This is a genomic window from Pseudomonas sp. NPDC088890, assembly GCF_044900155.1.
GTDB lineage: Bacteria > Pseudomonadota > Gammaproteobacteria > Pseudomonadales > Pseudomonadaceae > Aquipseudomonas > Aquipseudomonas urmiensis.
In genome coordinates this window covers 206223-229908 of sequence record NZ_JBJDNG010000006.1, presented here as the reverse complement: position 1 = coordinate 229908, position 23686 = coordinate 206223, and the positions used below count along the sequence as shown (strand labels likewise).

General features: G+C 64.2%; 10 protein-coding genes. 1 reads left to right on the top strand and 9 read right to left on the bottom strand.

Going from position 1 to position 23686, the window contains the following annotated elements; genetic code table 11:
- Positions 1-3: 3 nt before the first annotated feature.
- Together ACI2JX_RS15130 and ACI2JX_RS15125 are read right to left on the bottom strand one after the other, a co-directional pair.
- The gene (locus ACI2JX_RS15130; protein WP_404690389.1) at positions 4-396 is read right to left on the bottom strand and encodes a lysozyme inhibitor LprI family protein; all 393 of its coding nucleotides are present in this window, start codon (positions 394-396) and stop codon (positions 4-6) included.
- Between the two features lie 80 nt (positions 397-476).
- On the bottom strand, positions 477-1394 hold the full coding sequence (locus ACI2JX_RS15125) for a LysR family transcriptional regulator (RefSeq protein ID WP_404690388.1): 918 nt from the start codon (positions 1392-1394) through the stop codon (positions 477-479).
- An 88-nt stretch (positions 1395-1482) separates the two neighbouring features.
- Between ACI2JX_RS15125 and ACI2JX_RS15120 the strand changes: the two genes are divergently transcribed.
- Positions 1483-1956 (top strand): DMT family transporter, encoded by a 474-nt coding sequence (locus ACI2JX_RS15120; protein ID WP_404690387.1) that lies wholly within the window; start codon positions 1483-1485, stop codon positions 1954-1956.
- Between the two features lie 77 nt (positions 1957-2033).
- Here the strand turns inward: ACI2JX_RS15120 and ACI2JX_RS15115 are convergent, their stop codons facing one another.
- The 7 genes from ACI2JX_RS15115 to ACI2JX_RS15085 all read right to left on the bottom strand — a co-directional run bounded on the left by ACI2JX_RS15115 (position 2034) and on the right by ACI2JX_RS15085 (position 23500).
- Positions 2034-2573 carry a hypothetical protein gene (locus ACI2JX_RS15115; protein WP_264234793.1) on the bottom strand — a complete coding sequence of 180 codons (540 nt, stop codon included), beginning with the start codon at positions 2571-2573 and terminating at the stop codon, positions 2034-2036.
- Between the two features lie 66 nt (positions 2574-2639).
- Entirely contained in the window at positions 2640-5147 is a 2508-nt protein-coding gene (locus tag ACI2JX_RS15110) for a TonB-dependent siderophore receptor (RefSeq protein WP_404690386.1), read from the bottom strand.
- A 74-nt stretch (positions 5148-5221) separates the two neighbouring features.
- Positions 5222-6193: a FecR family protein gene (locus ACI2JX_RS15105; protein ID WP_404690385.1), complete on the bottom strand. Its 972-nt coding sequence runs from the start codon at positions 6191-6193 to the stop codon at positions 5222-5224.
- Positions 6190-6717: a sigma-70 family RNA polymerase sigma factor gene (locus ACI2JX_RS15100; protein ID WP_404690384.1), complete on the bottom strand. Its 528-nt coding sequence runs from the start codon at positions 6715-6717 to the stop codon at positions 6190-6192. Before ACI2JX_RS15100 ends, ACI2JX_RS15105 begins: the two co-directional genes overlap by 4 nt.
- A gap of 56 nt (positions 6718-6773) precedes the next feature.
- Positions 6774-7337, bottom strand: coding sequence for a GNAT family N-acetyltransferase (locus ACI2JX_RS15095; protein WP_186554116.1), 564 nt, complete (start codon positions 7335-7337; stop codon positions 6774-6776).
- Between the two features lie 204 nt (positions 7338-7541).
- Complete coding sequence (locus ACI2JX_RS15090; RefSeq protein ID WP_404690383.1) at positions 7542-22826, bottom strand: autotransporter-associated beta strand repeat-containing protein; 15285 nt, start codon at positions 22824-22826, stop codon at positions 7542-7544.
- A gap of 299 nt (positions 22827-23125) precedes the next feature.
- A complete protein-coding gene (locus ACI2JX_RS15085) occupies positions 23126-23500 on the bottom strand; it encodes a YkgJ family cysteine cluster protein (RefSeq protein WP_186554117.1) in 375 nt (124 codons plus the stop codon).
- Between the last annotated feature and the right edge of the window lie 186 nt (positions 23501-23686).

The following is a 23686-nucleotide window of genomic DNA, read 5'->3' as shown; positions in this document are numbered from 1 at the left end:
TCCTCACTGCCCCGGGCTGAGCACCCGCTCCAGCTCCGCCGCCCGGTCACGGCTCATGTCCATTTCGCACATGGCCCCTTCGATGCGGTAGATACTGCCGCTGCTCAAACGGCCGTGGAAGGCGCAGTTGCCGTCGCGGTACTTGATCCATGTGCGTTGCACATCGCGCAGGTTGGTTTTCTGGTCTTTATCGAGCTTGCCCATCAGCTGCTTGTACACCCGGTTCAGCCGCTCGTCCTGCAAGCTGGTCTCGGCCTGGATACATGCGCCCATGGCCAATGTGCTGGACGCCTTGTCCATGCACTGGGTGTAAGTCTGCGAGTAGTCCTCGGCCTGGGCGTGGCAAGCGAAACACGTCAGTAGGGCGGCACTGGCGATAGTGGATCGGCTGAGCATGGCGGGTCCTTGCATTCAAAGTTGGCAACCAGCCTAGCATTCTCTGGCAACTGGCCAACCACGCCGAACAAACATCAGCATCAGCTCGCCCCGGCACTGCACTCACTCAGAACCCGCACTCGTTCACGCAGCCAGGCATGCCCAGCATCGCCTTCGCGCCGCGAATGCCAAACCTGGGCAAAGGCAAACGGCGCAATCGGCAGCGGCGGCGCGAAGCTGCGCAGGGCGGGGTCGAGGCGGGTGCCGAGCAGGCTGCGGCGGGCCACGGTAAGAATCAGGTCGGTGCCCGCGATCAGCGTCTGGGCAACGCCCCAGTGCGGCAGCGTCAGGGCAATCCGGCGCTGCTCAGCCAGCGCCTCTAGGGCCAGGTCGATCTCATTGTCGATACCCGGACGGACCGCCACCAGCACATGCGGGCGCGCCAGCCATTGCGCCAGGGTCAGCCCCCCCCGCGACGGCAGGCCACGTCGGTCAGCCAGACAGGCGAACGACTCTTCGAACAGTACCTGGCACTGCACCTCAGAAGGCAGCTCGGGAAACACCCCCAGGGCCAGATCCACTTCGCCATCGATCAGTTGCCCCAGCATCGCCTCGCGACTGCCCTGGGAAACCACTAAGTCCACCCCTGGGGCATCCTGGCGCAGTTCGCGAATCAACGCCGGCAATACCACGCGCGCGCCATAGTCGGACATCGCCAGGCGAAACGTTCGCCGCGCCCTGCCCGGCTCGAAACCTGGGCTGCCAAGCAGACCATCGAGTTGCTGTAAGGCGTGTTGCAGAGGCTCACGCAAAGCTTGCGCACGGGCACTCAAGTGCAGCCGCCCGCCGCGCCGGACCAGCAGCGGATCGGCGAAGATCTCGCGCAATTGCGCCAATGCATGGCTCACCGCCGGCTGGCTACGATGCAAACGCAAGGCCGCGCGCGAGACGTGCTGTTCGCTGAGCAAGGCGTGCAGGGTCAACAACAGGTTGAGGTCGATGCGGCGCAGATCATCCATGGTACGAATACAGCCTGTGCAGACTTCGAATTTCCATCATTAAAATGGATAACCGAGACTGAAACCAGCCCTTTTACTGGAGAACATCATGCCGCAAGCATTAGCTCTATCTGCCCTGCTGCCATTGCTCGTTGCCGTGCTGGCTGGCGCCGCCGTGCCATTCCAGGCCGGCAGCAATGCCGCCCTGGGTCGGTTGTTGGGCCATCCGCTGTGGGCCGCGGGGGTGTCGCTGCTGGTCAGTTTGTTGATGCTGGTGCCAGCGCTGCTGGTGATGCGCGCACCGCTGCCGCAGTTGCAGAGCCTGGCCCAGGCGCCTTGGTGGGCGTGGTTTGGCGGCGTGGCCGGGGTGCTGTACATCACCGCTGCGTTGGTCCTGACGCCCCGGCTGGGGGCGGCGGGATTCATCGTCTGCGTGATTGCCGGGCAGGTGCTGTCGTCGCTGCTGATCGATCAGTGGGGGCTGATGGGTCTACCGGAGCGGCCGGTGAATGCCTGGCGGTTGGTGGGGGTGGGGATGATTGTGCTGGGGATGCTGGTGGTGCAGTGGGGCACGAGCCGCTGAAGGCTCCTGTGTGCTGTTGGCAGTGCTGGCCCTATCGCGGGCAAGCCCGCTCCTACAGGGTTCAGCACTAACGCGGTTCAAAACGCCTGCGGCTGCTCGGGCGGCATCAATACCTTATCGACCTGGAAACGCAGCGAGGGCATCTGCGTGCCGGCATACACCGCCACTCCCAGCGCCGCGATCAGCGCCACATCGAGCCAGCGCCAGCCGGGCATGTCAGCGCTGCTGCGAGCCTTCCAGCACCACCAACCCTGGCCCAGGCAAAACAGCGCAATCGCCCCCAGCCACAGATAAAAACCTGCACCAAAGCCAATCAAATCCTGGAATGCATAGCTGCGGTTATCCGGCAGCCGATCGATGCCAAGGCTGCTGGCCGCCAGGTACAACGCCGCCAACCCCAGTACCAGCGCCAGCCGGCGAAAACGTCGGTGGGCCAGCACCGCCAGCGCCAGCAACGGATTGGCGAACCACTGGTACAAGCCGAACGGCACGCCCCACGGCCCGTACAGCAGCATCTGCAAGGCCGGCATATGGCGCCCGGCGCTCATCACGGCACCCTCGAAGTACAAGCTGACGAGGTACAACAGCAGGCTGAAAGTCAGGTAGAAAGCGGGCAAGGTCGCACCAGGAGCAGACGGAACAAGCTGCGACCATACCCCAGCGCTGTGCCTGGCTCAAACCACTCAGTAACTGCCGCGCAGGGTCACCATGAAATTGCGCGGCTCGCCGTAGTAGTTGCCATAGCTCGAAGTCCCGACGGTCTCGTAGTACTTCTTGTCGAACAGGTTGTTGCCGTTGAGGGTCAGGTCCCAATGCTCGTCGATCCGGTACTCGGCCAGAGCGCTCCAGGTGGCATAACCGCTCTGGGTGTAATCGAACGGCGCCGTGACACCGTTGTGCACCGCCTCGCCGCTGACATAGGTCGCGCTCTGCACCTGCACCCCGCCACCGACCTTGAAGTCGTTGAAGATGCCCGGCAGTCGGTAGGTGGTGTAGAGCTTGAACAGGTGCTTGGGCATGACCGTGCTCAGCGGGCTGTCGGCACTACGGTTGCGATTGAGGTTGAAGGTGTAGCCGCCGATCAGCATCCAGTCTGGCAGCAGCTCGCCGGACACCTCGACATCGACGCCCTTGCTCTGCACCTTGCCGTTGGGCAGCCAGCAGCAGCTGCCGGAAAACGCGACCATGTTCTGCTGGTACGCAGGGTCGGCGACCGCTTCGTTTTCCCGCGTGGTGTAGTAAAGCGCCAGGTTGGTATTGAGCGCGCCATCGAACAACTCGCCCTTGAGCCCGGTCTCGTAGGTCTTGCCGGTCATCGGCTCGAGGATGTTGTTGGTGTTTTCGGGGCCGGCGAGTTTGTTCGACTGCGGCTTGTAGATTTGCGAATAGCTGGCATAAGCCGACCACTGCTCGTCCAGGTCATACACCAAACCACCAAACGGAGTGAGTTTGGTGCCGATCCGCTGATCGGGGTTCGAGGCGGTTATCCACGGGCCTTGCAGTGAATTGCGGTAGGTCTGCCAGAAATGATAACGCTGGGCCCGGGCACCGACGATCAGGTGCAGCGGCTCGGCCAACTGCAAGCGCAAGCTGGCATACAGGCCATATTGGCGCTGTGAGTTGGGGCTGTAGTCGCGGGCATAGTTGCGCTCGCTGGACTGATTGGGGAATGGCGTCGCATCGGGATCGAACACGTCCACCGGCGTACCGGCGTCAGCATGCGGTCGGGTGCCGAGCCAGCGGCTGTCGATGCGCTGATAATCGGCGCCGACGACCAACTCGTGGTCAAGGCCAAAGGCCTGGAAATGCCCGGACAGGTTGGCGTCATACAGATGCTGTTCGTTCTCCTGCCGACTGAGGGTGCCGTACCAGGTAACCCCTGTGCCGGTAACCGGATCGACCGTACCCAAGGTCGAGGCGGTCTTGAACAGGCCCAGGTCCCAGGTGTTGGTGTAGCTGAGGTTGAGTTTCCAGTCATCGTTGAAACGGTGGTCGACCTTGGCGAAGTATTCCCGCGCGCTGACATCGATATACGACCAGTTCTGGGTCAGGCCGGTGTGGCGTGGCAAGCCCAGGTCAGCACCGTTGCTGTAGCGCGGCACCGAGCTCTGCGTGCCAGTTTCATGGGCCTTGCTGTAGCGCGCACCGAACGTCAGCAGGGTGTCGTCGCTGATATCGGCTTCGAGTACGCCATAGACCAGCGGCTTTTCGCTGCTGCGGTTGTCGATGAAGTACTGTCGATCAGTGTTGGCCATCACCAGCCGCCCGCGCAGGCGACCGTCCCAGCCGAGCGGGCCGGACAAGTCGATCTCTTGGCGATAGTTGTCCCAGCTGCCAGCCGAAAGGCTCAGCTTGAGCTGGTTGTAGGCGGTCGGGCGCTTGCGCACCAGGTTGATGATCCCTCCCGGATCGCCGGTGCCGCCGAACAGCGCCGCCGAGCCGCGCAACACCTCGACGTGGTCGAACTCGGCCAGATCGAAAATGTTCGATGAATAGAACGAACCCATCGAGGTGCCTAATGACTGAGGCGCAGCGCCGTCGATCTGCAGGTTCTGAATGGAAAAGCCGCGCGAGATGAAGTCCTGGGTGCGCACGGTGGTGCTCTGGGTGATGATCCCTGGCGTGGCCTTCATGGCCTGGTTGATGTCGGTCATCTGCTGATCTTCGATCAACTGGCGGGTCACCACCGACACGGACTGCGGGGTCTGGCGCAGGCTGGTGGGGGTCTTGGAGCCGACACTGATCAAGCCCGGGGCGTAGGATCCGGTGTTCTCAGTGCTCTCGCCCATACCCTGCCCGGCCACGGTGGTCACGCCAAGCTCCATCACCGCGGCGTCCACGGCCGCTTGCGGTTCCTGCACCAAGCGGTAGCCGTTGGCGCTGCGCTGGCTGCGATAACCACTGCCAGCCAGCAGCACGGCAAAGCCGCTGTCGACCGAATACAGCCCCTGCAGGCCAGCCGTCTGCCGCGCGCCCAACTCATCGGGCTCAAAGGCCAGGGCCACTCCCGCCTGCTGGGCGAACTGGCCGAGCGCTGCGGCCAGGCTGCCAGCGCGCACATCGAAGTGCAGCCGTTGCTCATCCTCGGCCACAGCCGGCATGGCCACGACAGGCAGGATCAGCCCGGCGCAGGCCAGACGCAGGCACAGCGTGAGCGGAGTGAGGACAGGGCGGCCAGAGAGTCGGCGCATGGTGGTGTGGCTCCTTTCTTTATCGGTTGGCCTCTTCAATGACGGGCCACTTCGCAGAAGCGGAACCAACAGGATCACTTTGTTTGCGGCAGGCGCTCGACCGTGGTCCACCAGCGGCCTAAACCACCGATGCGAATCGGCAAGGCTTCGGCCAGCAGTTGCAAGGCACGCTGGCTGTCATCCAGGGGCAGTACAGCGGACACCTTGATCCCACGCAGGGCCTGGCGATCGAAGCGCAGCACGCCTCGGCGCTGGGCGGCCAGGGCATCGAGCACCTGATCGAGCGGCGCGCCATCGGCGACCAGCTGATGGCGCTGCCAGGCCTGCTCCACCCGGCTTGGATCGATGGCCGGTAACGGCCCCAGGGCATCACGCGCAACCCAGGCACGTTCGCCGCGCTCGACGAGCAACAGAGCGGGGGCATCGGCGCTGCGCACCTCGACCCGTGATTCGAGCATGGTCAGCTCGCTACGCTGCTGGCCCGCGGCGACCACGAAACGGGTGCCAAGCGCACGGAAACTGCCGTCGTCGGTGTGCACCAGGAACGGTCTTCCAGGATCGTGGGCAACGTCGACCAGCAACTGGCCACGCAACAGGCGAATACGCCGTTCGCCCGCAGTGAACTGCACATCCACCGCCGAGTGACCGGCCAGGGTCAGTTGCGAGCCGTCTTCGAGCGGCACCGTGCGCCACTGGCCAGGCGCCGTGTGCAGATCCGCCAGCCAGTCGCGCGGCTCGATCCCTGCCAGCGGCAGGCTGCCCAGCAGCGCGCCAGCCAAGGCCAGGCTGAGCAGGGCGCGCCGGGCCAGCGGCGTGCTGCGCGCAGGCACCGCCGCTGTGCCCAAGGCTGCGGTGGCCGGGCCACGTTGGCTGCGCAAACCTTGGATCTGGCGGATCACCCCTTGCATGCGCAGCAAGGTGGCTTGATGACGCGGATCGGCCAGCAGCCAGGCGTCGAACTCGCCTTGCTCGTCGGCATCGAGCCCCCCTTCGCCCAGGCGCAGCACCCACTCGGCGGCCTGTTCCTCGATCGATGGCACGCTCATGGCGCGTCGTAATCCAGCGCCTGGTGGCAATGCACCAAGGCCTGGGCAAGGTACTTGCGCACCATGCGCGAGGAGATTTGCAGGCGCTCGGCGATCTGCGTCTGGCTCAGTTCGTCGAGGTAATAATCGACAAAAGCCTGGCGCGCCTTGGGGTGCAGGCCTTCGAGCAGAAAGGCGATCTGCTCCAGTGCCTCGAGGGTGAGCAGAATGCGCTCAGGTGACTGGTGCCCATCCAGCACCTGGGCCGTCAGCGCCAACTCAGCCAGGTAGGCATCCTCGATCTGCTGGCGCCGCGCCTTGTCGATCAGCAGCCGACGCGCGGTGGTACTGAGGTAGGCGCGCGGCTCGCGCATGCCGAGCAAGGCATCGCGGGAAGCGAGGATGCGCACGAAGGTGTCCTGCACCAGGTCGGCAGCGCTGTGCGAGCAGCGCAGCTTGCGCCGCAGCCAATTGAACAGCCAGCCGTGATGCTCGCTGTACAGCACCTCTAACGGATACGGGCTTGGCGAATCGGCTGCGGACATGGGCCACCGGGATCTAACTGAGAATTGTTCCCGGATAGTAGCTATTCGCTGCGCTGCTATGCAACAGGCGGTTCCAGCAACAGCCCGTAGAGCCCTGAGTCGGACAGCTCGCCCGCCACGCACCAGCGCGCGCGCAGGGTGCCTTCAAGGACGAAGCCCTGGCGCTCCAGGGTGCGCGCCGAGCCTTGGTTACGCGGGTCGATCTCGCCTTCCAGGCGGCGCATGTGCAGGGTGTGGGCGAGGTAGTCGATGAAGCAGGTCAGGGCTTCGTCCATGTAGCCACGGCCCTGCACGCTACTGGCCAGGCAGTAGCCGATCTCGCCGCGGCGGGAAATATCATCGATGTTGAACAGCTGGACCATGCCGATCAGCTCGCCGTTGTCGCGGCGGTACATGCCCAGTTTGAGCAGCTCGCCATTGGCGTAGGCTTGGCGGTCGGCGGCCAGTGCGCTTTCGGCCTCGGCGAGGTTTTGCCAGGGTGCGTGGTGCCAGTAACGCATGACCTGCGGATCGGCCATGATCGCCAGCCACTGCGCAGCGTCTGCATGGCGCATGGGGCGCAGTTGCAGGCGCGGGCTTTCAAGGCACAGGTCACTGGGGAAACTGCGGGGTTGGGTCACGCCGGACCTCCTGTCCATTGCTGGAAAGGACACAGTCTAGCGTTACTGAGGGGGTGCTGGGCAGCCTGGTTTTTTCTGCAGCAGTACCGGCCTCATCGCGGGGCAAGCCCGCTCCTACAGGATCAGCAGCGCAGCCAGTCCTGTGGGAGCGGGCTTGCCCGCGAAGGGCCGCAGAGCGGCCCCGAGGCCAGTGCAGCAAAACAATCAGAAGCCCATGCTGAAACTCAGCACCACACCATGGTCGCGGTTTTCGCTGGAGAGCTGCCCCGAGTAACCCAAGCCAAGCTTGCCGCTCTGGCCCACCGAGTAGTCGATCCCAGCCTCGACCACCGCGGCATCGCGGGCAATCGGCACCCCTTCGACGCTAAAGCCCGCACCGCCCTGAACGAAGTTCATGTCGGCATCCGGCTTGGTGTCGCCGAAGGCGTGCCGCCAGCCGACCGACAGCCGTGGGGTGACCTCACTGCCGTTGTCGAGGGTGATGCGTTTACCCGCACGCACGCCTACGGTGGAGAAGGTCACGTCCTGATCGACACTGGCTTCAAGCCGCCCTACCCCACCTTTCTCACGCCCGGTGTCGCTGTCGTAATTGACGTATGCCAGGCCTGCGAAAGGCTCCAGGGCGACACCGCCAACATCGAAGGCGTAGCCCACTTCACCAAACACCTGGGCACTGCGCGCCTTGTAACTGGACTTCAGACGGTCGTCGTAGGCGCCCACCTGGACATCACGCTTGGTGTCGATGTCATGCCAGCTGTAACCGGCACCCAGTCGCGCGGCGAAGGCGTCGAGCTGGTAGTTGAGGTAGGTTGCCAGGTGGTAGCTGTCGACAGAAGCATCCGAGTTGCGCCGACTGGCGTCGATGCTGGTGCGGGTGTAACCGGCGGCGACACCGACTTTCCACTGGTCATCCAGCGCGCGGTCAACGCCGAGAATGAAGCCCGACAGCTCGCGGTCGACACTGGCGTGGTTGCTATTGCCATCGTAATCACCCCAGCCACCGAGGGCGCGCATCCAACCCACGGCCTGACCTTGGCAACCCTCGCTGCTCATTTGCTGGTTGGCGGTCGGCGCCAGGGTACGCCGTGGGTCGTTCTGCGCAGTGCAGTCGGCCTGGCGCATGCGGTCGTTGACGGCCTCGCGGATGTAACGCGAATCCTCGATCAGCACCGTAGCGGTACTGGCGTGGATCTCGCCGGAGAGGCTATCGAAGGCTGCGCGGGCCTGCTGCTGATCCATGGTCAGGATGGTGTTCTGCAGCGCCGTTGGTGCCGCCGTGGTGTCCAGAGCACTGGCCACCGCGTGCTGGTTGCGGGTAGCTGCGACGTCGGCGAAATCGTTGTCGTTGCGGCTGACAGTAATGGTGACGTCGTTGTCGCCATAATCGATATCGCTGTCGATGAACGCGCTGTTGCTCAGGTTGGTGGTGGCGAAGGTGCCCTCCACGCCGTCGTCAGCAGTGACCACCGTGTACTGACCGTTACCGTCGGCCAGGCTGGTGACTTGCAAGCTACCACCCAGGTTGGCGGTACCGCCGACGTTCAAGGCACTCACGGTTGGCTGGTCGAGGGCCACTACCAAGGTGCCGTCGGCGGCGTTGGTGAAATCACCAGTGACGCTCAGGTTGCCATCGCTGCCTGGCAACACGGTACCGTGGTTGGTCAGGCTGGCGAGGGTGCCGTTACCGGTCAGGCCGGCGCCGCTGCCCACGGTAACTTGCGCATCGAGGCTGGCATTGGGGTTGGCGGCGTTGCCGACCTGCAGCACGCCCTGGTTGACGTTGAAGGCGCCGCTGAACGGGTTGTCGCCCGTCAGCAACAAGGTGCCAGCGCCAGTCTTGGTGGTGGTGCCGGTGCCGCTGAGAGCGCCTGCGTAGGTGCCGTTGGCCGCCTGCTGGAAGACCAGGCTGGCGTTGTTGAGGATGTTGCCTTGCAAGCTGCTGGTGTTACCCACCAGGGTACCGCCGCTGACTGTGGTGCCACCGCTGTAGGTGTTGGCGCCCGCCAGCACCAGGGTGCCGGAATCGAGCTTCTCGATGCCGCCGCTACCGGTCAGTGCAGCGCTGATCAGGGTGGTGGCGCCAGCGTTGACCCGCACTGCGGCCAGGCTGCCATCGGCGCCGTTGACCGGGGTCAGGCTGCCACCTGTGCCAGGCACCACTTGGTAGCCGTCAGTGAGAAACTGCAGGCCAGTGAAGCCTTGGTTGCCGACCACCGTGACAGTGCCCGCCTGGCCCCCGAACACGGCGAACTGATCGGCCCAGGTGTCGCTGCTGGTCCCGGCGGCGTTGGTCCAGTTAGTGCCGCTACCCCAGGTGCCGCTGCCACCGGTGATGGTGCCATCGGCGCTGGTCTTGCTGCCGTTCCAGAACAACAGCGAGCCATCGTCGCCGCCCACCACCAGGTTGATCTGGTTGGCGATCGCGGTCTGCAGGGTCAGGTCAGCCAGGGCCACGCTGCCGGGGATGGCGCCGAATACCAGGCCGTTGTTGGTCAGCGTGCCGCCATAGCTGAACAGTTGATAGACGCCGGTCCCAAAGCCACCGGCATCGGTGATGTTGAGGGTGCCGTCGAGGGTCAGGTTGCCCGCGACCTTGACCGCGGTGGTGGACGCCGTTGGTGCGCCAAGGTCAAGGTTCAAGGCGCTACCCGACGACAGCGCGAGGCTGCCGACCGACAGCGCGGTGCTGCCAGCGCCAGCGCTGAGCGCGGCGCCGTCTTGTACCTGCACCGCGCCCGCCAGGGTACCGCTGCCACCCAGGTTGGCGCCGCCTGCAACCACCACGTTGGCGCTGTCGAGGCGACCGTTGACCAAGAGGCTGCCGCTATTGACCTGGGTGTTGCCGGTCAGGCCGTTGGTGCCGGTCAGCAGCAGTTCGCCAGTGCCGTTCTTGGTCAGCGTACCGCTGCCGGTGAGGTTGCCGGTGTAGCTGCCATTGGCGTTCTGCTCGAAGGTCAGGGCAGCGTTGTTGAGGATCGCACCTTGCAGGCTGCTGCTGTTGCCGACCACGCTGCCGGCGTTGATCTGGGTGCCACCGGTGTAGCTGTTGCTGCCGCCCAGGGTGAGCTGGCTGGCGCCATTCTTGATCAGGCCACCGGCGCCGCTGATCGCACCGTTGAGGGTCAGCGCGTTGCTGCCGGCGATGGCCAGAGCACCATTGAGCACGCTGGTGTTGGCCAGGGTGACGGCCTTGTTGCTGTCCAGGGTGGTGCCTGCGGCGGCGGTCAGGGTGCCACTGCCCAGGGCGCTATCGTTACCCACCACCAAGGTGCCGCCATTCAGTGCGGTACCGCCGCTGTAGCCGTTGGCTGCGTTGAGCACCAGGGTGCCGTTGTCGAGCTTGGCCAGCTTGCCGGTGCCGTTGATGGCGACGTTGAGGGTGGCGCTGACGCCACTATCGACGCGCACGTTGGTCTGGCCGCTACCACCGTTGGCGGCGATCAGCTCGCCAGCGGTGCCAGCATCGAGCACATAGCCGTCGGTGACGAACTGCAGGCCGCTGATCGACTGACTGCCATTGACGGTGACGGTGCCCGCTGCGCCCTGGAAGATGGCGAAGGTGTTGTTCCAGGTGCTGTTGACGGTGGCGTTGGCGTCGGTCCAGTTAGTCGTGGTGCTGTCCCACGTACCGCTGCCACCGTCGATCTGGCCGTTGGCGGCTGTCTGGCTACCGTCCCAGAACAGCAGGTTGCTGCTACCACCGACCACCAGGTTGACCTCGTTGGCGACGCTGGTCTGCACGGTCACTTCGCTCGCCGGAACCGGCGTAGTGCCAATGGTCAGGCCGTTGTTCTGCAGGGTCCCACCATAGTCGATGAGGCTGTAGACGCCGGAGCCGAAGCCGCCCAGGTCAGTGATATCGAGGGTGCCGTCGAGGGTCAGGTTGCCAGCGACGTCGATCAGCGCCGCGCCGCCCAGTGGCGCGCCGAGGCCGGCATCAAGGATCGAGTTGGCCCCCATGTTCAACGCGCCGACGCTCAAGGTCGAGCCGCTGTTGACCGCCAGGCTGGCGCCATCCGCCAAGGTCACTGCGCCGCTCAGAGTACCGCCGCCGCCCAGGGTGGCGCCGTTGTTGACCGCCACGTTGGCGCTGGCCAGGCTGCCGTCGACAGTCAGGGTGCCGCCGTTGACGTTGGTGGCGCCAGTCAGGCTGCTGACGCCGTTGAGCGCCAGGGTACCGGCGCTGACCTTGGCGAGGGTCCCGGCACCGGTGATAGCCCCGTCGAAGACCCCGCCAGTCACGCTCAGGCTGTTGCCAGCGGCGATGTCGATGACGCCGTTGCCGCCGATGTCGCCCAGGGTGGTGTTGCCATCCAGGTTGAGGGTGGCGCCACTGCTGACGTTGAGCTCGCTCTGGGTGCCGAGGGCGGTGGTGCCGAGGGTGCTGAGGCTACCCGAGAGGATGTTGAGGATGCCGTTGAAGGTGTTGTTGCCGCTCAGGGTCAGGTCGGCCAGGCCGTTTTTATTGAGTACGCCATTGCCGCCGAGCACCCCAGCAAGGTGCAGGTCGCTGCTGCCCAGCACATCGACTGTTCCCGTAACGTTCAACGCGTTGGCAATAGTGACCGGGCTATTGGTATCCAGCGCGGCGCTGCCAGTGACGTTGAGGCTGCCGCTACCCAGGGCACTGTTGTTGCCCAAGACCAAGGTGCCATCCTGCAGCTCGGTACCGCCGCTGTAGGTGTTGGCGCCGAGCAGCGTCAGGCGGGCGTTGCCCGACTTGAGCAGGCTGCCGCTACCGGCGACGATGCCAGTGAGGGTCAGGTCATTGCTGCCCAGCACCTGCAGCTCACCGGCGAGATTGACGTTGTTGCCCAGGCTGACGGCCTGACTGCTGTCCAGTTGCGTGCCACCTGCGGCGTTCAGTGTGCCATTGCCCAGGGCAGTGTCGGACGCCAACAGCAACTGGCCGGCATTGAGCGCAGTGTTGCCCAGGTAGCTGTTATTGCCACCCAGACGCAGGGTGCTGCTACCGAACTTGACCAAACCTCCGTTGCCACTGATGTCGCCATCCAGGGCAAGGTTGTTGTTGCCGCTGAGGTTCAACGGGCCGGCCACGCTGATGTCGTTGGCCAAGGCCACGGTCTTGTTGCTGTCCAGGGTGGTGCCGGCGTTTGCTGCAAGCACTCCACTACCCAGGGCAGTGTTGCTACCGACCACAATAGTGCCGCCACTCAAGGTGGTGCCGCCGCTGTAGCTGTTGTTGCCGTTGAGCACCAGAATGCCGCTGTCGAGCTTGTTCAACATGCCGCTGCCGTTGAGTGGCAGGTCGAGGGTCGCGGTCACGCCGGGATCGACCCGCACTGAGGTGTCGCCGCTGCTGCCGTTGATCAGGTTGAGTGCGCCGCCAGTGCCGGCCAGCAGGCGATAGCCATTGTCGACGAATTGCATGCCGTTGACGGTCTGGCTGCCTTGCACGGTGACATCGCCACCGGGTGCCTGGAACACCGCGAAGGTGCCACCCCAGGCGCTGTTGACGAGGCCGTTGATATCGGTCCAGTTGGTTCCGGCGCTGTTCCACACGCCGCTGCCACCATCGACCAGGCCGTTGGCAATGCTCTGGCTGCCGTCCCAGAACTGGATGACCAGGTTCGGTGAACTGACCAGCAGGTTGACCTGGTTGGCCAGGGCGGTTTGCAGGGTCAGATCGGCGCTGGTCACCCCACTGGGCAAGCTGCCGTAGACCAGGCCGTTGTCAGTGAGGCCACCGGCGTAGTCGAAGATCCGGTAGATACCATTGCCCATGCCTCCGATGTTGCTGACATTGAGGGTACCGTCGAGCGTCAGGTTGCCGCCGACATCGAACAATGCAGTGCCACCGGTGAGCGGCGAAGCCAGGCCAATGTCGATGATCGAGCTGCCGTTGAGCACCAGTGAACCCAGGCCCAGGGTGCTGCCACTCTGGCCGACCAGATGGCCGCCGTTGGCGATAGTCACAGGACCTGCGACAGTGCCTGAGCCGCTCAGGCTGGCCCCATTGGCGACAGTGAGCGCTGAACTGTTGAGGCTGCCATCGACTTGCAAGGTACCTGCGCTGACCTGAGTGCTGCCGCCCAGGTTGCTGGTACCGGTCAGGGTCAGGGTGCCAGTACCGAGTTTGTCCAGGTTGCCCGCGCCACTCAGGGCGCCGGCGAAGGTGCTGCTGGTGTTGTTGCTGCCCAGGCTCAGGGTACTGCCGATACCGATGTCGGCCACGCCCGAGCCGGTCAGGCTACCGAGGCTGGCATCGCCATTGAGGTTCAGTTGGCCGGTCGCGCCGATGTTGAGATTGTCGACATTGGCCAGCACGCCACTGCCCAGGGTAGTCACCGATCCGGCCTGGATGTCCAGGTCACCGGTAAAGGTCTTGGTACCGACCAGGGTGACATCGTCAACCCCGGTCTTGACCAGGTTGCCGGTGCCGGCGATATCGCCGCTGAGGGTCAACGCACTGCCAGTCTCCAGGGTCAGCTCGGCGCCATTGCCCAGGGTTATGTCGTTGCCCAAGACCATGGCCGCGCTATTGCTGAGGGTCGAATCGCCGGTGACGCTCAGATCGCCCGTGCCCAGGGAGCCGGAAGTGCCCAGGGTCAGGGTACCGGCTGCCAGTTGGGTACCACCTTGGTAACCGTTGTTGCCGTTCAGGGTCAGGTTGCCACTGCCTTGCTTGATCAGGCCACCGGTGCCGTTGACTACCCCGTTCAGGCTCAGGTCGTTGCTGCCATCGACGGTCAGGCCGGCATTGAGGGTAACGTTATTGCCCAGACTGACCGGAGCATTACTGCTCAGGGTCGAAGCGCCAGCCACTGTCAAACCGCCCAGGCCGAGTGCTGAATTATTGCCGACCACCAGCGCACCAGCGTTCAGCGTGGTGCCGCCCAGATAGTTATTGGCGCCATTGAGGGTCAGCGTCGAAGCACCGCTCTTGACCAGGCTGCCTGGGCCGTTGACCACGCCGTCGAGGGTCAGGTCGTTACTGCCCAGCACAGTCAGCGCGCCGGCCAGGTTTAGCGCATTGGCCAGGCTGACCGCGGCGCTGGAATCAAGGCTGGTGTTAGCTGCAGCGTTCAGGCTGCCAGTGCCCAGGGCGCTGTTGCTGCCGACCACCAAGGTGCCTGCATTGAGGGCGGTGCCGCCACTGTAGGTGTTGTTGCCATTGAGGGTGAGCGTCGCTGCACCGTTCTTGATCAGCCCATCGCTGCCAGCGATGACGCCGTTGAGGGTCAGGGCCTGATTACCCGCCAGGGTGAGGAAGCCGTCGGTAAGGTTGACTGCGTTGGCCAGGGTCAGGGCTTGGGTGCTGTCCAGGGTGGCGGCACCATCCACGGTCAGCGCGCCACTGCCCAATGCGTTATTGTTGCCTAGCAGCAGGCTGCCATTGCGCAGCGTGGTGCCGCCGCTGTAGTTGTTGTTGCCATTGAGCACCAGTTGCCCTGCACCTTGTTTGTTCAGAGCGCCAGCACCGCTGATGACGCCATCCAAGGTCAGCGCCTGGCTGTTATTGACAGTGAGGGTGGTCGCCGCGCCGAGGCCGATTGCATTGGCCAGTTGCAGCGGGCCGGTTGCCAGCAGCGAGCCATTGCCAGTGACCGAAAGGTTGCCTGTGCCGAGCGCGGCATTGTTGCCCAAGGTCAGGCTGCCAGCGGCCAGGGTGGTGGTGCCCTGGTAGGCGTTGCTCCCACTGAGGGTCAGGTTGCCAGTACCGGTCTTGTTCAAGCCGCCCGCACCGCTGATCACGCCGGACAGGGTCAGGTCGTTGCTGCTGATGAAGCTCAGATCACCACCGAGGGCGATCTGGTTGGCGACGCTCAGCGGGCCCAGCGTATCAAGATTGGCGTCGCCGCCGAGGGTCAGGCTGCCCGTGCCCAGGGCCTGATTGTTGCCCAGGGTCAGGGTCCCGGCATTGAGGGTGGTGCCGCCACTGAAGGTGTTGGCGCCCGCCAAGGTTAGTTCGCCAGCGCCGTTCTTGGTCAGGCTGCCAGCACCGCTGACCAGGCCGTTCAAGGCCAGGTCGTTGCTGCCAGCAACGTTGAGGTTGCCGAGCACGTTGACGGTGTTGCCGACGCTCACCGCCGTATTGCTATCGAGCGTTGTGCCATTGGCCGCATTGAGCTGGCCTAGGCCGAGCGCAGTATCACTGCCCAGCACCAAGCTCCCGGCGGTGAGGCTGGTATTGCCCAGGTAAATGTTGCTGCCGTTGAGCACCAAGGTACCTGCGCCGGCCTTGGTCAGACCGCCAACGCCGGCAATGTTGCCATTGAGCGTCAGGTCCTGTGCGGCGGCGATATTCAGGCTGCCGGCAAGGTTGATCTGGTTGCCGAGGGTCACGGCCGCTGTACTGCTCAGTGTGGTTCCGCTACCAGTGTTGAGCGCCCCGCTACCCAGGGCTGAGTTACTGCCGACCACCAGGGTACCGGCGTTGAGTGCAGTGCTGCCCTGATAGCTGTTGTTACCGTTGAGCGTCAGGCTGCCCGCGCCGGTCTTGATCAGGCCACCGCTACCACCAATCACCCCGCCCAGGGTGATGTTGTTGCTCGCCTGGGTGGTCAGGTTGGCGTTCAGGGCAATGGCATTGGCCAAGTTCAGGGCGCTGCTGCCGGTCAGGGTCGCGGGGCCGGAAACGGTCAATGCGCCGCTGCCCATGGCATTGCTATTGCCCAGCGTCAGCGTGCCGGCGTTCAACGTGGTGCCGCCGGCGTAGGTATTGACGCCATTGAGGGTGAGGTTGGCGGCACCGTTCTTGACCAGGCTGCCTGCGCCACTGACAACCCCATTGAGTGTCAACGCGTTGCTACCGCCAATGTTCACGGCGCCGAGCAGGCTCACCGCATTGGCAAGATTTAGCGCCGTATTGCTATCGAGCGTGGTGCCTGCAGCCGCTGTGAGGGCGCCCGTACCGAGCGCGCTATTGCTGCCCAGCACCAGGGTGCCGCCACCCAGACGGGTGCCACCGGTATAAGTATTGGCGCCATTGAGCACCAAAGTGCCGGTGTCGAGCTTGCTCAGCAGGCCGCTACCGGTCAGCAAGGTATTCACTGTGGCCGTGACATTGGGGTCGACGCGAATCGTAGTCGCACCATTGCTGGCATTGGTCAGATTGAGCGAGCCAGTACCACTGAGCTGATAGCCATCGGTGACGAATTGCATGCCGGTGGTGTCACGCGTACCGACCACATTGACAGTGCCTGCGCTGCCCTGGAACACCGCGAAGGTGTTGGCCCAGGATTGATTGATTACACCGTTGGCGTCGGTCCAGTTGGTGTTAGTGCCGTTCCAGGTGCCGGTGCCGCCATCAATGGTGCCGTTGGGGATGTTCTGGGCGCCGTCCCAGAACAGGACATCACCTGCCGCACCCACCAGCAGGTTGACCTGGCTGCCGATCGAGGTCTGCAAGGTCAGATCGCCAGGCTGGACACTGCCGGGCACGGTGCCGATGTTCAAGACGTTGTCGATCAATGCACCGCTGTAGTCGAACAGACGGTAGACACCCAGGCCAAAGCCGCCGATGTCGCTGACATTGAGGGTGCCATCCAGGGTCAGGTTGCCATTGACGTTGACCAGCGCAGTGTTGCCGGTGGAGGGTGAGGCCAGGCCAAAGTCGAGGATCGAGCCGCTGTTCAAGGTCAGCGCGCCGGTGTTGAGCGTAGCGCCGCTGTTGGCGATCAGGTGCCCGCCATTGCCGATGGTGACCGGGCCGGAGACGCTGCCACCGCCACTCAGAGCGGCGCCGGTATTGACCTGAACGCTGCCAGTACTGAGCGAGCCACTGACATCGAGGGTGCCGCCAGTGACCGTGGTGTTGCCGCCAATAACGTTGACGCCAGCCAGTTCGAGGCTGCCACTGCCCTCCTTGATCAGGTCGCCATTACCCGCCAAGGCACCATTGAACACACTGTCGAGGTTGTTGCCGCCAACGCTCAGGTCGCTGCCAGCACCGATGTTCACTGCGCCGTCGCCGGTCAGGCCACCGACGCTGGTGCTCGCGCCGAGATTGAGGCTGGCGCCAGCCCCCACGTTGACTGACGAGGCATTGCCCAAGGCCGCGCCACCAATCGTGGTAAGGCTGCCGCCAAGCAGGTCGACAGCGCCGCTGAAGCTGTTGTCGCCGCTCAGGGTCAGGTCGGCCAAACCGGTCTTGATCAGCCCGCCATTCCCGCTGATGTCGCCACTGAGGGTCAGGTCATTGCTGCCCGCCACGCTGAGGTTGGCGTTCAGATCGATGTCATTGGCCAGGTTGGCCACTGAGCTGTTGTCCAGGCTGGCGGCGCCTGCCACGGTCAGGGTGCCGGTGCCCAAAGCATTGTTATTGCCGATCACCACGCCGCCAGCATTGAGGGTGGTGCCGCCGCTGTAGGTGTTGTTGCCGTCCAGCGTTAACGTCGTGTTGCCGTTCTTGATCAGTTGCCCTGCCCCGCTGACGATACCGCCGAGGGTCAGCTCGTCGCTGCCCACCAAGGTCAAGTCGGCATTGAGGTTGATGTCGTTGCCCAGGTTGATGGCGGCGCTGTTGTCCAGGCTGGCGGCAGCACCGACGGTGAGATCACCAGTGCCGATGGCACTGGCATTGCCCAGGACCAGTTCGCCGGCATTGAGCAAGGTGCCGCCAGCATAGGTGTTCAGGCCATCGAGGGTCAGCGAGCCGGCGCCGTTCTTGATCAGTTGGCCACTGCCGTCGATCACGCCGGTGAGGATCAGGTCGTTGCTGCCAACCAGGGTCAGCGCGTCGTTCAGGGTGATGGCATTGCCGACGCTGATATCGGCGCTGCTGTCGAGGCTGGCGGCGCCGCCGACGGTCAGTTTGCCGCTGCCCAGCGAGGTACCGGTACCTAGCACCAGTTCACCGGCGTTGAGCACGGTACCACCGGTATAGGTGTTCGGCCCGCCCAGGGTCAGGCTGGCGGCGCCATTCTTGATCAGGCTGCCGTTGCCACTGACCAGGCCAGCCAGGCCGAGGTCCGCGCCGCCGTCGATGGTCAAGGCTCCGCTCAGATTGACCGCGTTACCCAGATTGACCGCAGTGCTGGCATCCAGGCGGGTTCCGCCAGCGGCATTCAGCACACCAGTGCCCAGGGCGCTGTCGCTGCCAACTACGATGCGCCCGGCGACGAGGTTGGTGGCACCGGTATAGGTGTTGGCGCCGGTCAGGGTCAGGGTGGTGGCGCCGTTCTTGGTCAGGCCGCCCACGCCCGCGATGACGCCGGCCAAGGTCAGATCATTGCTGCCAGTGAGGTTGAGGTTGCCAGCCAGGTTCAGCGCATTGGCCAGGGTCAAGCCAGCCACAGAGCTGTCCAGGGTGGTGTTGGCGGCGGCGTTCAATGCGCCGCTGCCCAGCGCGCTGGCACTGCCGACGATCAAGCTGCCGGCGTTCAGGGTGGTGTCGCCGGAGTAGCTGTTGTTGCCGGTCAAGGTCAGGCTGGCGGCGCCGTTCTTGATCAAGCCGCCGGTACCGCTGAGGGTGCCGTTCAGGGTCAGGTTGCTGGTGCCAGCCACTGTCAGATCATCCCCGAGAGCGACGGCGTTGGAGAGCACCAAAGCGCCAGTGCTGGCCAGGGTCGACGCGCCACCGACCGTCAACGCACCGGTGCCCAGTGCGGCGGCATTGCCCAGGGTCAGCGTGCCGGCATTGAGCGTGAGGCCGCCAGTGAACGTGTTGGCGCCGGACAGGGTCAGGTTGGCTGCGCCGTTTTTGACCAGCGCGCCGCTGCCGCTGATGACTCCGCCCAGAGTGGTGGCATTGCTGCCCAGTACGCTCAGGGTGTTGGCACCCAGATTGACCGCATTGCCGAGGTTGACTGCGGTATTGGCATCCAGGCTGGCATTGCCGCCCAAGGTCAACGCCCCCGTACCCAAGGCATTGTTGTTACCTACGGTGAGTGTGCCGGCATTGAGCGTCAGCCCGCCACTGAAGGTGTTGTTGCCGTTCAGGGTCAGGCCAGCTGCACCGCTTTTGAGCAGTGCGCCTGTGCCGCTGATCACCCCGCCGAGGGTAGTGGCGCTGGTGCCCAGCAGGTTGAGGGTATTGGCGCCCAGGTTGATCGCGTTGGCCAAGCTGACGGCAGTGCTGGCATCCAGGCTGGCGTTGCCGCCCAGGGTCAGGGCACCGCCACCCAGGGCATTGTCGTTGCCCACGATCAACTTGCCGGCGTTGAGGGTCAGGCCACCGCTGAAGGTGTTGTTGCCGTTCAAGCTCAGGTCGCCCGCGCCATTCTTGACCAGCGCACCGGTGCCACTGATCACCCCGCCCAGGGTGGTAGCGCTGGTACCGAGCAAGTTGAGGGTGTTGGCGCCAAGGTTGATGGCGTTGGCCAGGCTGACCGCGCTGCTGGCATCGAGGTTGGCGTTGGCACCGAGGGTCAATGCGCCGGTGCCCAATGCAGCGCTATTGCCGACGGTCAGTTGCCCGCCATTGAGCGTAGTGCCGCCTGCATAGGTATTGACTCCATTGAGGGTCAAGGTGGTGCTGCCATTTTTGCTCAGCCCGCCAGCGCCGGCGATCACCCCGGCCAAGGTTAGGTTGTTGCTACCGGTGAGGTTGAGAGTGCCCGTCAGGTTCAGCGCATTGCTCACGCTCAAGTTGGCGACGGTGGAATCCAGGGTGGTATTAGCCGCGGCATTCAGCGCGCCGCTGCCCAGCGCGCTTGCGCTGCCGACAATCAACGTGCCGGCATTGAGCGCAGTCGCGCCAGTTTGGCTGTTGTTACCGCTCAGGGTCAGGCTGGCGCTGCCATTCTTGACCAGGCCGCCAGTACCACTGAGGTTGCCCGCCAGGGTCAGGTCGTTGGTGCCGTTGACTGCGAGGTTGGCGCCAAGATTGACCGCGTTGTTCAGCGTCATGGCGGCATTGTTGGCCAGCGTGGCCGCGCCGCCCACAGTCAAGGCGCCAGTGCCTAGGGCCGCGGCACTGTTCAGGGTCAGGGTGCCAGCATTGAGCGTCAGGCCGCCGCTGAAGGTATTAGCGCCTGCCAAGGTCAGGTTGTCGCTGCCGTTCTTGATCAGGGCGCCCGTGCCGCTGATCACTCCGCTCAGCGTGGTGGCACTGGAGCCCAGCACGCTCAGGGCATTGGCGCCAAGGTTGATGGCGTTGCCAAGGTTGACCGTGGCGTTGGCGTCCAGGCTGGCGTTACCGCCGAGGGTCAACGCCCCCGTGCCAAGGGCCGTATTGTTACCCACGATCAGTTTGCCGGTGTTGAGCGTGGTGCCGCCACTGAAGGTATTGGCGCCGTTGAGAGTCAAGTCGGCCGCGCCGCTCTTGACCAGTGCTCCGGTACCGCTGATCACCCCACCCAGGGTGGTCGCGCTGGTGCCGAGCAGGCTCAGGGTGTTGGCCCCAAGGTTGACCGCGTTGGCCAGGCTGACGCCGGTATTGGCATCGAGGCTGGCGTTGCCGCCGAGGGTCAGCGCGCCACCGCCCAGGGCATTGTTATTGCCCACGGTCAGCTTGCCAGTATTTAGGGTCAGACCGCCGCTGAAGGTGTTGGCGCCATTGAGGGTCAGGTCGGCTGCGCCGCTTTTGACCAGTGCGCCGGTGCCGCTGATCACGCCACTCAAAGTAGTGGCGTTGGTCCCAACCAGGCTTAGGGTATTGGCACCGAGGTTGACCGCATTGGCCAAGCTGACCGCCGTGCTGGCGCCCAGGCTGGTGCTGGCGCCGAGGGTCAGTGCGCCGGTACCCAAGGCCGTGTTGCTGCCTACGGTCAGGGCTCCGCCGTTGATGGTGGTGCCACCGCTGTAGGTATTGGCACCATTGAGGGTCAGACCGCTGGCGCCATTCTTGACCAGTGCGCCGCTGCCGCTGATCACCCCGCCAAGGGTCAGAGCGTTGCTACCGGGTAGCGTCAGGGTATTGCCGGCCAGGCCAATGGCGTTGCCCAGGGTCAGCGCGGTGCTGGTATCGAGGCTGGCATTGCCGCCCAGGGTGAGTGCCCCGCTGCCCAGCGCACTGGCATTGCCCAAGGTGAGCGTGCCGCTACTCAGAGTCGTGCCGCCAGAATAGGTATTGACCCCGTTGAGGGTCAGGCTGCCACTACCGCTTTTGACCAGCGAGCCTGTGCCGCTGAGAATGCCTCCCAAGGTCAGGGCGTTGCTTGAAGGCAGGCTAAGTGCCGCATTGAGCTGCACGGCATTGCTCAGCACCAGTGGCACACTGCCTTGCAGACTAGCGGCGCCATTGACCGTCAATGAACCGCTGCCAAGGCCAGCTGCGCTGGTCAGGTTGAGGCCGCCAGCGCTAAGCACGGTGCCGCCGCTGTAGGTGTTGCTGCCCGCCAGGGTGAGCAGGCCGCTGCCGGACTTGGTCAGTGCGCCAGCGCCCGACAGCACGCCGCTCAAGCCCAGGTCGTTGCTACCACTGACGGTCAGGCCTCCTGCGTTGAGGGTCACGGCGTTGGCCAGGGTCAACCCGGCAATACTGCCCTGCAGCGTCCCGCCATTGCTGGTGATGCCGCCACTGCCCAGCGCGGCAGCGTTATCGAAACTTAGGATGCCGCCATTGAGCGTGGTTTGAGTAGTGCCATTGAGTACCTGGCCGACCAGGCTCCAGGTACCGCTGTCGACGATCAGGCGGTTGAAGTTGATGTAGTTGGAGGCATTGATCGTACCGCTACCGCCGGTGCCGCTGCCGCCACCGATGGCGTTCTGCAGTGCCAGGGTGTTGGTGCCGCCGGCACCGCCATCGATCTTGCCCGCCGCCGCGAATGCGAGGTTGGGGTTGCTGGTGACCAGCAAGGCAAGGCTGACACCCAGCCCCGCGCCGACACTCGAACCAGTGATGGCGTTGAAGCGGTTGCTGCTGTTGGCCCCCATCGACAGGCTGCCGGTGAGGGTCCCGGCGTTGGTGAAGGTGTTGCCCGTCGCCGAGGCCTCGAAGGCTGCCCGGCCCAGTATGGTGCCGGTGTTGGTGAAATTCACCGTGCTGCCGCCGGTCACGGCGATGACCGGAGTGTCCTCGCTCAGTATCGTCAGGCTGGCCAGCGGCGTGGAGCCGATACTGCCGGCGTTGGTGATGGTGGTGGTGCCCGTAGGACCGTTACGCGCGTCCAGCGCCATGCCGGTGAGGTTCAGCAGGCTCGCGCCCAGCAGCGCACCGGTGCCCTTGATCACGCCGCTGGCGTTGTTGTTGATGGTGAGGGTGCTGGAGGTGCCGGTGTTGCCGATCTGCACGGCGGAGGACTGGATGCTCAGCAGCCCCAGCAACGTCGGGTCGATGGTTCCGGAGTTGTTCAAGGTGTTGTTGTTGCCGGCCAGCGACAGGGACGTCCCGCCTATGCCGAGCAAGGTGCCCAAAGTGGCACCGGCGTTGACATTGACCGTAAGGCCACTGCCGCCGTTGGTATAGCTCGGTGCCAGTGGGTTGGCCGCGCCGTTGCAGGTGATTAACGACCCCGCCGCGCTGCAGGCGGCCAGCGCCTGTTCACTGCTCAAACCAAAGGCCATGCCCCCCACTGCCAGGCTGATGGCCAATGACAGCTGTGAAATACGTGCAGGCGAACGCTTGGCAACTCTTCTGTCCACGGATAGCTCCTTCGTGGATCAGGCCATTCAGTCCTTGAATGCGTGTGGCAAGTTGCGCTGCCGGGGGAACCAAAACACGCGACGAGTCGAATAGCCTGACCTTGGCGACTACTGATTTCCTTTGAGGGAATGTGTAGTCGCTGCCGGCGCGGCAATCGGAAATCACGCGGATAAAATGGTGTTAATACTTTGTGCCTCAAGCACGTGTTTCGCGGGGTACAGGCCAGAGGCCGTTGGATCCAACCGACGAACGGTGGCTCTACTGCGTTCGTCGATTGTGTGCTTTAACGTTTCAGCCGTCAGGCGACTTCAGCCCCCTCGTCAGGCCAATGCGGCTCGTTGGCTTCCAGCGGTGGCAGGCCATAAGCAGCGCGTGCGGCATCGCAACTAGGGTTGTGCACACCGTCGACCCAGGACGCTTCGAACTCTCGGCATGGGGTCGAGCGATTAGCGTAGAGGGTGCAGCCGACCTGCTTGCCAATCTCACCCTCGAGGCCGATGCAGCGGCAGGGTTTGGCGTCGGTGCCAATCATCGCGACCCGGGTCGGGTTGATCTGCACCACCAGGTCATCGGGCACGACTCCGCCAGCAGACTGGCATTCGCCCCAGAAGAAGGACACACGGAAGTACCCGCAGCAAGCGCCGCAGTCAAGGCAAGGGTTGTATTCGGACATGATGACCAGGGGGGAAGGATTGTTGTTATCGGGGCTGGGCCCGCGGCGCCATTTGTAATCCAAGCAAAGGCGGCTGAGAAGAGGGGATGAGTAAAAAAACATTGCCGCTGATCGGGGCATCCAATGCATCGCGGGGCAAGCCCGCTCCCACGCAGATCAGCGTTGAATCCCAGACCAGTTCAGGGC

Coding starts and splice junctions, on each gene's coding strand:
- ACI2JX_RS15130 (WP_404690389.1), bottom strand. CDS start 396: ATGCTCAGCCGATCCACTATCGCCAGTGCCGCCCTACTGACGTGTTTC.
- ACI2JX_RS15125 (WP_404690388.1), bottom strand. CDS start 1,394: ATGGATGATCTGCGCCGCATCGACCTCAACCTGTTGTTGACCCTGCAC.
- ACI2JX_RS15120 (WP_404690387.1), top strand. CDS start 1,483: ATGCCGCAAGCATTAGCTCTATCTGCCCTGCTGCCATTGCTCGTTGCC.
- ACI2JX_RS15110 (WP_404690386.1), bottom strand. CDS start 5,147: ATGCGCCGACTCTCTGGCCGCCCTGTCCTCACTCCGCTCACGCTGTGC.
- ACI2JX_RS15105 (WP_404690385.1), bottom strand. CDS start 6,193: ATGAGCGTGCCATCGATCGAGGAACAGGCCGCCGAGTGGGTGCTGCGC.
- ACI2JX_RS15100 (WP_404690384.1), bottom strand. CDS start 6,717: ATGTCCGCAGCCGATTCGCCAAGCCCGTATCCGTTAGAGGTGCTGTAC.
- ACI2JX_RS15085 (WP_186554117.1), bottom strand. CDS start 23,500: ATGTCCGAATACAACCCTTGCCTTGACTGCGGCGCTTGCTGCGGGTAC.